Origin of the sequence: Rhodococcus sp. 06-470-2 (genome assembly GCF_002258235.1) — a bacterium.
Lineage (GTDB): Bacteria > Actinomycetota > Actinomycetes > Mycobacteriales > Mycobacteriaceae > Rhodococcoides.
Genome location: NZ_NOYB01000032.1, coordinates 45,059 through 59,621, shown reverse-complemented (window position 1 = coordinate 59,621; position 14,563 = coordinate 45,059). Strand labels below are relative to the sequence as shown.

The window sequence follows — 14,563 nt, the reverse complement described above, 5'->3', positions numbered from 1 at the left end:
TCCCTCGGGACGGGGCAGGAGTCAGACCCTCTCGCCGACGAGTCGAAGACCGACACACCGATTTCCAGGGGCGCGAAACCCCCGAGGAGGGCGTTACCCGTGTTCTTGCTGCTGTCCACATCGGACACCGATCTGCTCAGTGCCCGTGCCAGTGGAGCCGACTTCACCTGGGGAAACCCTTCTCGCCTTCTCGCCGAGGACATACCGGCGATGGCTGCGACGGCAGAGCTGATCATCGTGCGCATCCTGGGGTCTCGTCGATCCTGGGAGTCGGGGATCGACGCCGTCCTCGCCACCGGACTGCCCGTCGTCGTACTCGGCGGCGAGCAGGCACCCGACGCCGACCTGATGGAGATCTCGACGGTCCCCGCGAACGTCGCCGCGCAGGCGCACAACTATCTGGCCGAAGGTGGGTCCGACAACCTGCGTCAGCTGTACAACTTTCTCTCCGACACCGTGTTGCTGACCGGGCACGGTTTCGACGCCCCACGACACCTCCCGACGTGGGGTCACCTCGAGCGACACTCCGCCGCGAGCTCCGACGGTCCGACGGTGGCCATCCTCTACTACCGCGCCCAACATCTGGCCGGTAACACCACCTACATCGACGCTCTCGCCACCGCGGTCGAGAACGCCGGTGCCACCGCGCTCCCGATCTACTGCGCGTCGCTGCGCACCGCGGAAGCCGACCTGCTCGACACGCTGAAGTCGGCGGATGCCCTGATCGTCACCGTTCTCGCCGCGGGAGGCACCAAACCGGCCGGAGCGTCGGCAGGCGGGGACGACGAGGCCTGGGACGTCGCCGAACTCGCTGCCCTCGACGTCCCGATCCTCCAGGGACTGTGTCTGACGAGTTCTCGCGCGACGTGGTCCGAGAACGACGACGGACTCTCCCCGCTGGACGTGGCCACGCAGGTCGCCGTCCCGGAGTTCGACGGCCGGCTCATCACGGTTCCGTTCTCGTTCAAGGAGATCGACGACGACGGGTTGACCACGTACGTTCCGGACCACGAGCGTGCTGCTCGGGTGGCGGGCATCGCGGTCCGGCACGCCCGGCTGCGGCATATTCCCGCTGCCGACCGCCGCATCGCGCTGATGTTCTCGGCCTATCCCACCAAACATGCGCGGATCGGCAACGCCGTCGGTCTCGACACTCCGGCGAGCGCGATCGCGCTGATGTCGGACATGCGCGCCGCCGGCTACGACCTCGGACCGCTCGACGGCCCGGATTCGGTGCCCGGTCTGGCTGCTCGCGACGGTGACGCACTCATTCACGCGTTGATCGCCCGCGGCGGCCAGGATCCCAACTGGCTCACCGACGCCCAGCTCGAGGGCAATCCCATTCGCATCTCGGCCGCGCAGTACGGCCGGTGGTTCGAGCAGCTTCCCGCAGATCTGCGCGACGGCGTGATCGAGCACTGGGGCCCGGCGCCGGGCGATCTCTACGTCGATCGGTCTGCCGATCCGAACGGTGAAATCGTCATTGCAGCAATGCAATTCGGCAACGTGGTGATCATGGTGCAGCCACCTCGGGGATTCGGCGAGAAGCCGGTTGCGATCTATCACGACCCGGACCTGCCGCCGAGCCATCACTATCTGGCGGCCTACCGGTGGATCTCGGCCACCGAGGCCGACGGCGGCTTCGGTGCGGACGCCATGGTCCACCTGGGCAAGCACGGCAACCTGGAATGGCTGCCGGGTAAGACACTCGGTATGTCCGCCTCCTGCGGAACCGATGCGGCGTTGGGCGACCTGCCGTTGATCTACCCGTTCCTCGTCAACGATCCGGGGGAGGGCACGCAGGCCAAGCGTCGCGCGCACGCCACTCTCGTCGATCACCTGATTCCGCCGATGGCGCGTGCGGAGAGCTACGGTGACATCTCACGGCTCGAGCAATTGCTCGACGAGCACGCGAACATCTCGGCACTCGATCCGGCCAAGCTGCCTGCCATCCGCCAGCAGATCTGGACGCTGATGACCGCGGCGCAGATGCACAAGGACCTCGGACTGGAGGAGCGCCCCGACGAGGAAGTGTTCGACGACATGCTGTTGCACGTCGACGGCTGGCTGTGCGAGATCAAGGATGTGCAGATCCGCGACGGCCTGCACATTCTCGGCCAGGAACCCGTCGGCGATGCCGAGGTCGAGTTGGTTCTGGCCATGCTGCGTGCTCGGCAGATGTGGGGCGGGGAGCAGACGGTTCCAGGTCTGCGCGAGGCGCTGGGTCTGAGCGAGGACGGAGACGAGGATCGCACCCGCGTCGACAGTATCGAGGCCGTCGCCCACGGATTGGTCGCGGCGATGCAGGCAACTCAGTGGGATCCCGCAGCGGCCGCGCGAGTGGCGGGCGAGCACGGCGGCGTGGTTGCACAGATTCTCGAGTTCGCCGCAGCCGAGGTCGTTCCGAGACTGCGCGGGACCTCACGCGAGATCGCCCAGGTACTGCACGCGCTCGACGGCGGTTTCATCGCGGCAGGGCCCAGCGGTTCACCGCTGCGCGGGCTGATCAACGTTCTGCCCACCGGCCGCAACTTCTACTCCGTCGATCCGAAGGCCGTGCCGTCGAAGTTGGCGTGGGAGACCGGTCAGGCGATGGCGGAGTCACTGCTCGCTCGCTACCGCCAGGACCACGGCGAGTGGCCGAAGTCGGTCGGGCTGTCGGTGTGGGGCACGTCGGCCATGCGGACCTCCGGCGACGACATCGCCGAAGTCTTCGCACTGTTGGGCGTGTCACCGGTGTGGGACGAGGCGTCGCGCCGAGTCACTCGGCTCGAGGTGATCGACCTCGTCGAGCTCGGCCGTCCCCGCATCGACGTGACGGTCCGCATCAGCGGGTTCTTCCGTGACGCGTTTCCCCATGTGCTCGCATTGCTCGACGATGCGGTTCGGATGGTCGCCGCGTTGGACGAGCCGGCCGATCAGAACTACGTTCGAGCGCATGCGCAGTCCGATCTCGCCGAGCACGGTGACGAAAGGCGTTCCACCACACGCATTTTCGGATCGAAGCCGGGGACGTACGGTGCCGGGTTGCTGCAGCTGATCGACAGCAAGACCTGGCGCAGCGACGACGACCTGGCGCAGGTCTACACCACCTGGGGCGGCTTCGCGTACGGCCGTGGTCTCGACGGCGTTCCCGCCTCGGACGACATGCGCACCGCCTACAAGCGCATTGCCGTTGCCGCCAAGAACACCGATACGCGTGAGCACGACATCGCCGATTCCGACGACTACTTCCAGTACCACGGAGGAATGGTCGCAACCGTGCGTGCGTTGACCGGGAAGTCGCCCGAGGCGTACATCGGTGACAGCACGCGGCCGGAATCGGTTCGCACGCGCACGCTCTCGGAAGAGACCGCGAGAGTGTTCCGCGCCCGGGTGGTGAACCCGCGGTGGCTCGAGGCGATGCGCAGGCACGGGTACAAGGGCGCGTTCGAGATGGCGGCGACCGTGGACTATCTGTTCGGCTACGACGCGACGACCGACGTGGTGCAGGACTGGATGTACGAGAAGCTGGCCGAGACGTACGTGCTCGACGAGCAGAACCAGAAGTTCATGCAACAGTCCAATCCGTGGGCGCTGCACGGTATCGCGGAGCGGCTGCTCGAAGCGGCCGAACGGAAGATGTGGGCCGAGCCGGACACGCAGGTTCTCAACGGGTTGCGCAAGGTGTATCTGGAAACCGAGGGCGAGCTCGAGGGCGAATAGCGACGTATTCTGAGCAGTATGGCTGCCACCTTCGAAGACATTGCCAAAGGCAAATACGTACTGCTGACGACGTTCAAGAAAGACGGCACAGGGGTTCCGACTCCGCTGTGGGGTGCCCTCGACGGGAATCGGCTGCTGGTCTGGACGGTGGCCGATTCGTGGAAGGTGAAACGGATTCGCCGCAACCCCGCAGTCACGCTGGCACCGTGCGACATGCGCGGTAACCCTCAGGGCGACGCGGTCGACGCGCGGGCCGAGATTCTCGACGGGGCCGAGACGGAAAAGGCTCGCTCGGCGATCGCGTCGAAGTACGGACTCATCGGATGGCTCACGGTCAAGGGAAGTGTGCTGCGACGGGGCAAGAGCGGTTCCGTCGGATTGGCGATCACCGCCGCCTGAGTCGCGATTGGTGCCATCGTTCGCATGCGCGGTTCCGAATGCTTCGTGAGGCAGCTTCCCCTGCTGCCGGAATGGAGCACCACGTGCCAATCGCAGTGACCGATTACAACCATGTTCGCCTCACCGTCAGCGACATCGAACGGTCCCGGTCGTTCTACGACTCGGTGTTCGGCTTCGACGTCGCGTACGCCTGGGATCCCGACGCGGACGAAGAGACCAAGAAGGCGCTGTGGTTCCTCTTCGGCGGCGTCATCTACAAATTCGGTGGTGGCCTGCTCGGTCTGCGCCCGGTCGCACCGAGCGACGACACATTCGCCGAGGACCGTTGCGGACTCGATCACCTCAGTTTCACCGTCGACACCCGCGCCGCCCTCGAGGACGCCGTGAAGACACTCGACGAGTTGGGCATCGCGCACGAGGGCATCAAGGACGCCGGGCCCGGACTGTCCATCGTGGAGTTCCGCGACCCCGACAACATCGCACTCGAGCTCTCCGGCCCCGACAAGTAGGTCGCGCTACCGAGCCCTACTGCGCTGCGCTCACCGAGGACATGTGAAAGTCGGGGATGCGTAGCGGCGGCATCGCCGTGCGAGTGAACCAGTCCTTCCACTCGCGCGGCAGTGTCGCCTCCGTTGCGCCCGCCTCGGTGACGCGTCGCAACAGATCGAGCGGGCTCTCGTTGAAGCGAAAGTTGTTCACTGCGCCGGTGATCCGACCGTCCTCGATGGCGTAGACCCCGTCTCTGGTCAGCCCGGTGAGCAGCAGCGAGGTGGGATCGACCTCTCGGATGTACCAGAGCGTGGTCAGCAGCAGGCCCCGCTCGGTTGCGGCAACCATCTCCTCCAGCCGAGTATCGGTGCCGCCGGTCATGACGAGATTGTTGCCCGGCACCGCGACGGGTGCCCCGAACTTCTGCGCGGCGGCACGCGGGTAGGACAGGGCCGCGACCGAACCGTCGCGCACCCAGTCGACCCGCTCGATGTCCATGCCGTTGTCGAACACCGATACCGCATCACTCGACGAGCCGGCGATCACGAACGGCGCGTACTCGAGTCCGGATGCGCGTGGGTCGGAGTACAGCGTCAGCGGCAGGTCGGTGAGTTTCTCACCGACTCTCGTTCCCCCGGCCCGCGAGAGAGCGGTGCGGCCTTCCTGCGCTCCGCGGCCTTCCATGGTCCACATCAGGTAGATCATCAGATCGGCCACCGCCGACGGGGGCAGCAGAGTCTCGTACCGACCGGCGGGCAGTTCGACGGTGTTCCGGGCCCAGCCGAGTCGGGTGGACAGTTCCGCCAACATGGTTCGGACCGAGACGTCCCGGAAGTCGGTTGTTCCGGTGCCCACCCAGGCGCTTGCCCCGGATCGCTTGCCGTTGATCTCGACCGATCCGGTGGGTTGGGTGAACGTACGGCGCACACCGGTCGAGGTTCCGAGCCAGACGTTGTCGACGGTGTGCTGCGCGAATCCGTACAGCGTGTCCTCGCCGTCGAATCCGACGTTCAATTCCGTTGCCAGCGAACCGAACACGTCGATCGACGTGTGCGTCGCACCGCGGTCCCAGTTCTCCGTTCCGGAAGCGGACCCGACCGAATCCGAAGGCAGCAGCGGCATCGCGTCTTCCGCGGTCTCTGCCGATCGTGCTGCCGATTCGCTCGCCCGCACCACCGCCTCGATGTCGTCCGGGTCGACACTCGTCGACGACACGGTACCGACTCGAGTGCCGTCCGCCCCGCGCACGATCGAGATGACCTCCCAACGCCGCGAGGTGGCGATTCCGTTGGTGGTCATGGAGTTTCCGGCCCACCGCAACGTTGCGTCACTGGAGTCGGTGACGATCACGATGGTGTCGTCGACACTCGCGCGGGCGAGTGCACGTTCGATCACGAGCTGCGGAGCGATCATCGGCCTGCCTCCGATCGGGTGTTGAGGACGTTGACGCCGCGGAACAACGCGACGGGGCAGCCGTGGCTGACGGCGGCAACCTGCCCGGGTTGGGCCTTGCCACAGTTGAATGCGCCGCCGAGTCGCCACGTGGACTGTCCACCGAGCAGTTCCATCGAACCCCAGAATTCGGTGGTGGTCGCCTGGTACGCCACATCACGCACCTGGCCGTCGAGCACGCCGTTGCGGATTCGGTAGAAGCGTTGGCCGGTGAACTGGAAGTTGTACCGTTGCATGTCGATCGACCAGGATTTGTCGCCGACGACGTAGATGCCGTCCTCCACCTCACCGATGACGTCGGCTGTGGATCGATCGGTGTCGGGGTCGGCCTGCAGCGACACGTTCGCCATACGCTGGATCGGCACGTGATGCGCAGAATCGGCGTACGAGCACCCGTTGGACCGCTCGAGACCGAGCTTCGGGGCGAACACTCGGTCGAGTTGGTAGCCGACCAACGTCCCGCCGCGCACCAGATCCCATTTCTGCGATGCCACTCCGTCGTCGTCCCAGCCGATGCTGGCCAGACCGTTGACCTCGGTTCGGTCCGCGGTGACGTGCATGATGGGCGATCCGTAGCGCAACGTACCCAGCTGGTCCGGAGTCGCGAACGAGGTGCCGGCGTAAGCGGCCTCGTAGCCGATGGCCCGATCGTATTCCGTTGCGTGCCCGATCGATTCGTGAATGGTGAGCCACAGGTTGGTCGGATCGATGACGAGATCCGTCGGTCCTGCCACGACCGACGGTGCCTTCACCTTCTCGGCCAACCATTCGGGTATCCGCGCAAGCTCGTCGGCCCAGTCCCAGGTGCCGTTCTCACCCAGGTACTCCCAGCCTCGTCCGACCGGTGGCGCGAGGGTACGCATGGTCTCGAACGCACCGGCGGATCGATCCACGGTGGTGGCCTCGAACTGAGGATGGAGTCGAACCCGCTGCTGAATGATGCTGCTGCCGGCCAGATCCGCGTAGAACGACTGCTCCTTGACCTGCAGAACCGAGGCGGTGACGTGGTCGACGCCATCCGACGCGGCCAGCCGGGACGAATACTCCGCGAGCAGTGACACCTTCTCGGCGGTGGGTACCTCGAAGGGGTCGATGTCGTACTCCGACACCCACGTTGCGTTCGAGTACACCGGCTCGGCAGCGAGTTCCACGCGTTCACGATTGAGTGCGCGCAGCGCTGTGGCCACCTCGACTGCGCTCCGGGCCGTGGCTGCGGCAGCGTCGGTGCCGAGTTCGGCGTGCGATGCGAAACCCCAGGTCCCGTCGACCACGACCCGCACGGCGAGACCGATCTCCCCGGCGTCGACTGCGGATTGAACGGAGCCGTCGCGCAGCGAGATCGACTGAGTCGTCGAGCGCTGCACGCGAACATCGGCGTGCGTTGCCCCGGCGGTCCGTGCCGTGCTCAGGGCGGCGTCCGCGAGGGCCTGCAGGGGCAGAGCCAGGAAGTCGGCGTCGACCGACCGATCCGATTGTCTCGTCACGCCTGAAGACGCTAGCCGAATTGTTGCCATCCGAGTCGGACGACCATCCCCACCACCACGACGAGCAGGACGATTCTCACGAATCCGGCACCGCGGGCGACCGCTGTACGCGACCCGAGGACGGCACCGAACACGTTGCACACCGCCATGACCGCTCCGAGTTGCCAGTAGACGCTGCCGGTGACCGCGAAGAAGGCGAGGGCACCGACGTTGGACCCGACGTTGATCACCTTGGCCATCGCGGCGCTGCGCACGAACTCGGTACCGAGCAGCGTGGCGAAGGCGATGATGAGGAACGTTCCGGTGCCGGGCCCGAGAATGCCGTCGTAGAAGCCGATTCCGGCGGCTGCGCAGCCGATGACGATCAGAACCTTGCGATGGGTCGGCGGCGACGGTGCCGCCGTTCGGCCGATGGTCGGACGGCAGGTGACCAGTACGGCCACACCGACGAGAACGACCATGATGATCGGGATGAACAGCTCGCGATCGATCAACGACACCGCAGCAGCGCCTGCGGCCGAGGCCACGGCGGCAAGGACGGCGGCCGGAATCAGCACCGGCCAGTTCAGCGGGACCTTCCGCGAAAAGGTGACGACGGCAGCGACGGTACCGAACACGGCAGTTGCCTTGTTCGTCGCCAGCGCCGCCTGCTGCGTCAGCTGAGGGGCCACGAGAAGGATGGCGGGCAGCAGGATGAGACCACCTCCGCCCACCACGGCGTCGACCCAACCGGCGGCCGTGGCAGCGACCATCAGCAATCCCCAGTCGGCAGCAGTCATACGGCAAACTCAATCACATGCGTCGATTCAGTCTGTGGCTCCGTGGGCAGCCGTTCGTGGCCGACGCCCTGCTGGCGGCCGGGCTGTTCGTCCTCGACATTCTGGTGTTCGTCAGCTCGGTCGACGGTCTCAACGCACCGTTGTTCCTGGTGTTCTCGGTCGTGCTGACGATTCCCGTTGCATGGCGGCGCCGTCTGCCGCGCTCGATCGCAGCGCTCACTCTCGTCACCGCGCTCGCCTCCGACACAGCAGGCAGCCTGGCGGGCGATGCGTACAACGGTCACCCGGCCGCTCTGGCCCTGCCGATCATGCTCTACACCCTGGTTGCGTACGTCGGTCGAATCCAGGCCGGCATCTATGCCGTCGCGCTCGCTGTGTACACCGCCGCGAGCCTGTACCTGTTCGACCAACCGGTCTTCACGACGCTGTTGTTCAGCGCGCTGATGTACGCGCTGTCGTGGGTTGCGGCGGAATTTCTCGGTGCCCGCAGGGCATACGACGAAGCGACGCAGGCCCGTCTCGTCGTGGCCGAGTACGACAGGGACCGACGCGCCGAGGAGGCGGTGATCTCCGAGCGCACGCGCATCGCACGCGAGCTGCACGACGTCATTGCCCACAGCGTCAGTGTCATGGTGGTCCAGGCCGACGGTGCCTCGTATGCGATCAGACGCAACCCCGAGCGTGCAGAGCAGGCCGTTGCCAACATCTCCGCCACGGGCCGGTCGGCGCTCGCGGAGTTGCGTCGAACGGTCGCGTTGCTGCGGACGTCGCCCGACTCGGACGACATGCCCCAGTACGGGACAGCGGGACTGGCGCGTGTCGTCGAGATGATGGGTCGGGCCGGGTTGAACGTCGAACTCGAACAGACCGGAAATCTGGACGACATCAGCCCGGCGATCAGCCTCGGAGTTCATCGGTTGGTCCAAGAATCGCTGACCAACGTTCTCCGGCACGCCGGCCATGCGCCGCGCGCCGTCGTCAAGGTCGTTCGCGAGGAGGAGACGGTCACCGTCGAGATTTCCGACAACGGCACCGGCTCGGGCGCACCGACGTCCGCGGACGGCGGTGGGCACGGACTGCTCGGAATGCGTGAGCGAGTAGCGGTGCTTCGAGGAACCCTGCATGCGGGTCGGACGCCACACGGCACTTGGCTCGTGCGGGCGACACTGCCGATCGAGTGAGGGCTAGGTTGGGTCGGTGTCGATCACCGTTGTCGTCGTGGACGACCAGGAACTCATGCGCATGGGATTGAACATGGTGCTCGAGGCGCAGGACGACATCGAGGTGGTGGGGGAGGCGGCCGACGGGGCAAGTGCCGTCGAAGCCGTAGCGAGACTGGCACCGGCGGTGGTGCTGATGGACGTCCGGATGCCCGGTGTCGACGGCGTGACCGCTACCCGCACCATCACCGAATCCGGTTCGGACGCCAAGGTTCTGGTGATGACGACCTTCGATCTCGACGAACACGTCCTCGGTGCACTCAGGGCGGGGGCCAGTGGATTCCTTCTCAAGGACACTCCACCGGAGGACCTGGTCTCCGCGATTCGCAGCGTGGCCGCAGGCGACGCCGTCGTCTCACCGAAGGTGACCAAGCGCTTGCTCTCGAGGTTCGTCGCACAGACTCCGTCGACCACCGACGCCTCCGTTCTCGACGCTCTCACCGGCCGTGAGCGCGAGGTGCTGGTGCACCTGGCGACCGGCTTGTCCAACGCGGAGATCGCGACCGCACTGCATCTGTCCGAGGCGACGATCAAGACCCACATCGGCCGAATTCTGACGAAATTGGGTGTCCGTGATCGAGTTCAGGCGGTCGTGCTGGCGTACGAAACCGGACTCGTGCGGCCGGGTTCCTGAGAATCTCCCGGCAAACCGGTCACACCGGGAGCGATTTCGATGCCCCGCGCGTTGTACCGATGAAGCGAAGAAAGGATCGTCATGCTCGCTCTGTTCGTACTCTATGTCGTGGTCGAGGTCGCAGCGCTGGTCGCCGTGGGAAGCGCACTCGGTGTGCTCTGGACAGTGGTGTTGCTGATCGGCGGATCGCTGGTCGGGTCACTGCTGGTGCGATCGCAGGGCAGACGCGTGTTGGACGGTCTGCAGAGGGCATCGAGAGGCGAACGATCGGCCGGCGGAGCCGTGGCCGATGGAGCTCTCTTCGCCGCAGGGTCGGTCGCGATGTTCGTGCCGGGTCTGGTGACCACGGTGATCGGATTGCTCTTGATGATCCCGCCGACCAGGTGGCTGCTACGCCCAGCGGTGATGTGGGCCGCCGCACGCTGGTTGCCGCAGGTTGCGACCGCGACCCGGCGCATGCGCCCCACCGTCATCGACGGTGAGATCCTCGACGATGACGTCGACAGGAGTACTCGCGCGCCGAATGCATCCGGTTCTGCGCTGATCCTCGAGGGACAGGTGATCGAGGCGGACCGGTTCGATCCCGCCGGTGGGGATTTCCGGAAGCCACACCGGTAGGGGCAGACTGGTCGTTCGTGACCACCGAATTGTTCTGCGGCGGACGGATCTACAGTCCGATGGCTTCCGACGCCACCGCCATGGCCGTGACCGATGGAATCGTCAGTTGGATCGGTGAGGATCGCACCGGGCGAGCGCTCCACCCAGGGGTCCGCATCACCGATCTGGCCGGGTCCTTCGTGGCACCGGCGTTCGTGGACACTCACGTGCACGTCACCGACCTGGGGCTGTCGTTGGTCGGACTCGATCTGTCCGGCTGTATCTCGCTCGAACACTGTATGCGGGTGCTCGCCGACCACGCATCGTCGTCATCGGACGCTCTCGTCTGGGGACACGGGTGGGACGAAACCGAGTGGCCCGAACGTCGCGCACCGTCGACAGCCGACCTCGATGCGGCCGCGCCCGGGCGCCCGGTGTATCTCGCTCGCATCGATGCACATTCGGCCGCCGTCTCGACGCCGTTGCGCGTTGCCGCCGCCGGTATCGAATCGACCAGCGGCTTCGCGGGGCAGTCTCCGCTCACCGCTGCCGCTCATCACCTCGCCCGGCTGACCGCGCGGTCGATGATGACGGCCGATACCCGGGATCGGGCTCGAACGGCTGCGCTCGACAGTGCTGCGGCGCAGGGAATCGTCGCTGTCCACGAATGTGCCGGTCCGATCGTGTCGGGGATCGACGACTTCCGTGAACTGATGTCCACCCGACACGGAGTGGAGGTGCGCGGATACTGGGGCGAGCTGGTCGAGACGGCCGAGCAGGCCCGACAGCTTCTCGAGAGCACCGGTGCCCACGGGTTGGCCGGCGACATCTTCGTCGACGGCTCGCTGGGTTCGCGGACCGCATGGTTGTCGTCGCCGTACGCCGACGATGCCGGATCGGGCGTGTCGTACGAGAACGTCGATGCGATCGCCGCACACATCTCGGCGTGCACGACGGCAGGAGTGCAGGCTGGTTTCCACGTCATCGGTGACGCGGCGATTTCGGCTGCCGTCACTGCATTCGAGCAGGTGGTGGCCGAACTCGGAACTCCTGCCGTCGCCGCGTGCGGGCACCGGCTCGAACATCTGGCCATGGTCGCACCCGAACAGGCCGACAGATTGGCGTCGTGGGGCGTGATCGCCAGCATGCAACCGATGTTCGACGCACTGTGGGGCGGCACGGAAGGGTTGTACTCGGCACGGCTCGGCGCAGACCGGGCGTCGGCGCTGCATCCGTTCGCGCGCTTGGCGTCGGCGGGGGTGTCGCTCGCGTTCGGGTCGGATGCGCCGGTCACCCGACTCGACCCGTGGGCGACGGTCAGGGCGGCGGTCGATCACCGCACGCCGGGCAGTGCCATCTCGCCCCGGGCCGCATTCTCGGCCTCCACCCGCGGAGCATGGCGCGCGGGCGGAGTCCGAGACGGATTGGCAGGGACATTGGTGCCGGGGGCTCCCGCGTCCTTTGCGGTGTGGGAGGTCGACGAGCTCGTCGTCCGAGCACCCAAGGACAGCGTGCAACGGTGGTCGACGGACCCACGCGCGGGGGTATCTCCCTTGCCCGGTCTCGACCCGTCGTCCACCGCTCCACGGTGCTCGATGACCGTGCATCGCGGACAGGTCATCCATGAGAACTGAGTCCGCTTCGGGTGTCGAGACGGTGGTGTCATCGGCGGAGCGGCTGCGCCGGGCCGCACTGTCCACTGCGCTCTCAGTTGCCGGTGGTGCGCTGATATTCGCGAGCTTTCCGCCGCGAACCCTGTGGTTCCTGGCACCGCTGGGTATCGCGCTGCTGGCCCTCGTTCTGACCGGCTTCGGCGGCCGTGGCTCGGTATCGCTGAAAGCGGGATTCGGCTACGGCTGTGCCGCCGGCCTGGGATTCTTCGTTCCGCTGCTCCCATGGATCGGTGTGTACGTCGGACCGATGCCCTGGCTGGCGCTCGCCCTCGCCGAATCGGTCTTCGTCGGCCTGTTCGGAGTGCTCGGGGTGTTGGCGGCACGGAGTGCATGGTGGCCGTTGTCCATGGCATTGGCCTGGAGCCTGACCGAATGGCTCAGATCGAGTGTTCCCTTCGGTGGCTTTCCGTGGGGTCGACTGGCATTCGGACAACCCGAGGGCTGGCTGCTTCCCTTGGCGAGCATCGGGGGTGCACCGTTGCTCGGTTTCGGGGTGGCGCTGACCGGAACCGGAGCGGCTGCTCTGCTGTTCGCGGTCGGTCGACGAAGAGGAGTGCGTTCGTACCTCGGACCGGTCGCCGCAACGACGGTGGCGTCCATCGTGGCGCTGATGCTGCTACCGACGCTGCACAGCAACGACGCACCGGAGGGCGACGAACGGACGGTGACGATCGCGGCGGTCCAGGGAAGCGTTCCGCGGCTGGGTCTGGATTTCAACGCACAGCGGCGAGCGGTGCTGGACAATCACGTGCGGGAGACGATGACGTTGGCGGCTGACGTCGAGGCCGGCAGGCAGCCTGCTCCGGATCTCGTCGTATGGCCCGAGAATGCGTCCGATATCGATCCGTTGAGAAATGCCGACGCTGCGACTCTCATCACAGAGGCGTCGGTGGCCGTGGGGGCTCCGATTCTCGTCGGCACGGTACTGGTCAATGCCGATGGCACGAACACCAATTCGGTGATTGCGTGGAACGGTACCGATGGGCCCGGTGAGCGGCACGACAAGAAGATAATTCAACCGTTCGGCGAATACTTGCCATTCCGAAGTTTCTTCCGCTTGTTCTCGGAATATGCCGACCGAGCGGGTTATTTCGTCCCAGGCGACGGAAATGGAGTGGTACGCGCCGGGGGAATAGCGGCCGGAATAGCGACGTGCTACGAAGTCGCATTCGATCGCGCCCTCGAGGAATCGGTCCGATCGGGCGCAGAGTTCATCGCCATACCCACCAACAACGCGACCTTCGGTGACACCGAAATGACCTACCAACAACTCGCGATGTCCAGAGTGCGCGCCGTCGAGCACGGGAGAACAGTCGTGGTGGCGGCGACGAGCGGCGTCAGCGCGATCGTGTCGCCCGACGGACACGTTCTGCAGCAGACGCCGCTGTTCACCCCTGACGTGCTGGTGTCCAGTGTCGTACTGCGACAAACCCTCACCGTCGCGACACGAATCGGCGTCGGATCGGAACTGGTGCTGTGTCTGGCAGCCGTCGGAGCACTCGGCGCAACGCTTCTGTCCGGGCGCCGCCGTTCCGCCTCGTGAAACAATCGCCGAGTCGGTGAACAGTGGGTTTTTCGCGTCGCCGAGTCGGATACGAGTAGGGCAAAGGCGTTCGACCCGGCACGCGGAGTCATTCGATCGACCGAATAGCATCTGTTCGAGTAGCACTCGCGGTCACTTCTGTAACAGGCTGGAGACGGCGATCGATGGTTCTTATGATTACCGTCCAAAAGAACCTTGCCGATGTTGTATCTTTGTAAGCCGCTGGGATGCTCGACGCGGGATATCCGGGCTCGACTTTCAGTGGATGACCGACAGTCTCGCGTTGGTATGTGAGCGCTGCACCGACGCCGACAGTGTCGAGCGTGTCGTACGCCTGGCGGGGAGGGGAGTTCGTGTCGTACAGGACAATGGATTCGAGAGTCACCACACACTCATTCGTAGAACTCGCGGTTTGTTCCATCCGGTAGAACCGGGTTCTCTCCCTGTTTCAATCCGATCGGTGATGCGCGACGAATTGATACAGAGCCATATCACCACCGAACGTGTGTGAAACGACACGAACGCAGACCAGAACGGAAGCCAGAATTGCTCAATCGCGCGCACAGGCCGCCGCGGCTCGACACTCCC

General features: G+C 65.7%; 11 protein-coding genes. 8 read left to right on the top strand and 3 right to left on the bottom strand.

The genetic code is table 11. The features are described from left to right. Nucleotides 1–99: 99 nt before the first annotated feature. The 3 genes from cobN (at nucleotide 100) to CH276_RS15890 (ending at nucleotide 4,613) form a co-directional block, all read left to right on the top strand. Nucleotides 100–3,705: a cobaltochelatase subunit CobN gene (gene cobN / locus CH276_RS15900; RefSeq protein WP_094629976.1), complete on the top strand. Its 3,606-nt coding sequence runs from the start codon at nucleotides 100–102 to the stop codon at nucleotides 3,703–3,705. Between the two features lie 18 nt (nucleotides 3,706–3,723). Further along, nucleotides 3,724–4,104: a PPOX class F420-dependent oxidoreductase gene (locus CH276_RS15895; RefSeq protein ID WP_094629975.1), complete on the top strand. Its 381-nt coding sequence runs from the start codon at nucleotides 3,724–3,726 to the stop codon at nucleotides 4,102–4,104. 83 nt (nucleotides 4,105–4,187) lie between these two features. Then, entirely contained in the window at nucleotides 4,188–4,613 is a 426-nt protein-coding gene (locus CH276_RS15890; RefSeq protein ID WP_032398478.1) for a VOC family protein, read from the top strand. 16 nt (nucleotides 4,614–4,629) lie between these two features. Here CH276_RS15890 and CH276_RS15885 read toward each other — a convergent pair whose 3' ends face one another. From CH276_RS15885 to CH276_RS15875, 3 genes are read right to left on the bottom strand one after another with little or no spacing between them, the layout of a single operon-like run. Further along, nucleotides 4,630–6,006 (bottom strand): metallopeptidase TldD-related protein, encoded by a 1,377-nt coding sequence (locus CH276_RS15885; RefSeq protein WP_094629974.1) that lies wholly within the window; start codon nucleotides 6,004–6,006, stop codon nucleotides 4,630–4,632. Continuing rightward, nucleotides 6,003–7,559 (bottom strand): TldD/PmbA family protein, encoded by a 1,557-nt coding sequence (locus CH276_RS15880; RefSeq protein ID WP_094629973.1) that lies wholly within the window; start codon nucleotides 7,557–7,559, stop codon nucleotides 6,003–6,005. Before CH276_RS15880 ends, CH276_RS15885 begins: the two co-directional genes overlap by 4 nt. After that, nucleotides 7,541–8,308: a TSUP family transporter gene (locus CH276_RS15875; RefSeq protein ID WP_032398089.1), complete on the bottom strand. Its 768-nt coding sequence runs from the start codon at nucleotides 8,306–8,308 to the stop codon at nucleotides 7,541–7,543. Before CH276_RS15875 ends, CH276_RS15880 begins: the two co-directional genes overlap by 19 nt. Before the next feature lie 17 nt (nucleotides 8,309–8,325). On the opposite strand from CH276_RS15875, the gene CH276_RS15870 reads away from it, so the two are divergent. The 5 genes from CH276_RS15870 (at nucleotide 8,326) to lnt (ending at nucleotide 13,975) form a co-directional block, all read left to right on the top strand. After that, entirely contained in the window at nucleotides 8,326–9,489 is a 1,164-nt protein-coding gene (locus CH276_RS15870) for a sensor histidine kinase (protein ID WP_094629972.1), read from the top strand. 16 nt (nucleotides 9,490–9,505) lie between these two features. Continuing rightward, entirely contained in the window at nucleotides 9,506–10,162 is a 657-nt protein-coding gene (locus CH276_RS15865; RefSeq protein ID WP_045195171.1) for a response regulator, read from the top strand. Between the two features lie 81 nt (nucleotides 10,163–10,243). Further along, the gene (locus tag CH276_RS15860) at nucleotides 10,244–10,780 is read left to right on the top strand and encodes an FxsA family protein (RefSeq protein WP_094629971.1); all 537 of its coding nucleotides are present in this window, start codon (nucleotides 10,244–10,246) and stop codon (nucleotides 10,778–10,780) included. A 59-nt stretch (nucleotides 10,781–10,839) separates the two neighbouring features. Next, complete coding sequence (locus CH276_RS15855; RefSeq protein ID WP_094630087.1) at nucleotides 10,840–12,393, top strand: amidohydrolase; 1,554 nt, start codon at nucleotides 10,840–10,842, stop codon at nucleotides 12,391–12,393. Further along, nucleotides 12,383–13,975, top strand: coding sequence for an apolipoprotein N-acyltransferase (gene lnt / locus CH276_RS15850; protein ID WP_094629970.1), 1,593 nt, complete (start codon nucleotides 12,383–12,385; stop codon nucleotides 13,973–13,975). The genes CH276_RS15855 and lnt overlap by 11 nt, the downstream gene beginning before the upstream one ends. The last annotated feature ends 588 nt before the right edge of the window (nucleotides 13,976–14,563 follow it).

Coding starts and splice junctions, on each gene's coding strand:
- CH276_RS15895 (WP_094629975.1), top strand. CDS start 3,724: ATGGCTGCCACCTTCGAAGACATTGCCAAAGGCAAATACGTACTGCTG.
- CH276_RS15855 (WP_094630087.1), top strand. CDS start 10,840: ATGGCTTCCGACGCCACCGCCATGGCCGTGACCGATGGAATCGTCAGT.
- lnt (WP_094629970.1), top strand. CDS start 12,383: ATGAGAACTGAGTCCGCTTCGGGTGTCGAGACGGTGGTGTCATCGGCG.
- CH276_RS15860 (WP_094629971.1), top strand. CDS start 10,244: ATGCTCGCTCTGTTCGTACTCTATGTCGTGGTCGAGGTCGCAGCGCTG.
- CH276_RS15870 (WP_094629972.1), top strand. CDS start 8,326: ATGCGTCGATTCAGTCTGTGGCTCCGTGGGCAGCCGTTCGTGGCCGAC.
- CH276_RS15875 (WP_032398089.1), bottom strand. CDS start 8,308: ATGACTGCTGCCGACTGGGGATTGCTGATGGTCGCTGCCACGGCCGCC.
- CH276_RS15885 (WP_094629974.1), bottom strand. CDS start 6,006: ATGATCGCTCCGCAGCTCGTGATCGAACGTGCACTCGCCCGCGCGAGT.
- CH276_RS15880 (WP_094629973.1), bottom strand. CDS start 7,559: ATGGCAACAATTCGGCTAGCGTCTTCAGGCGTGACGAGACAATCGGAT.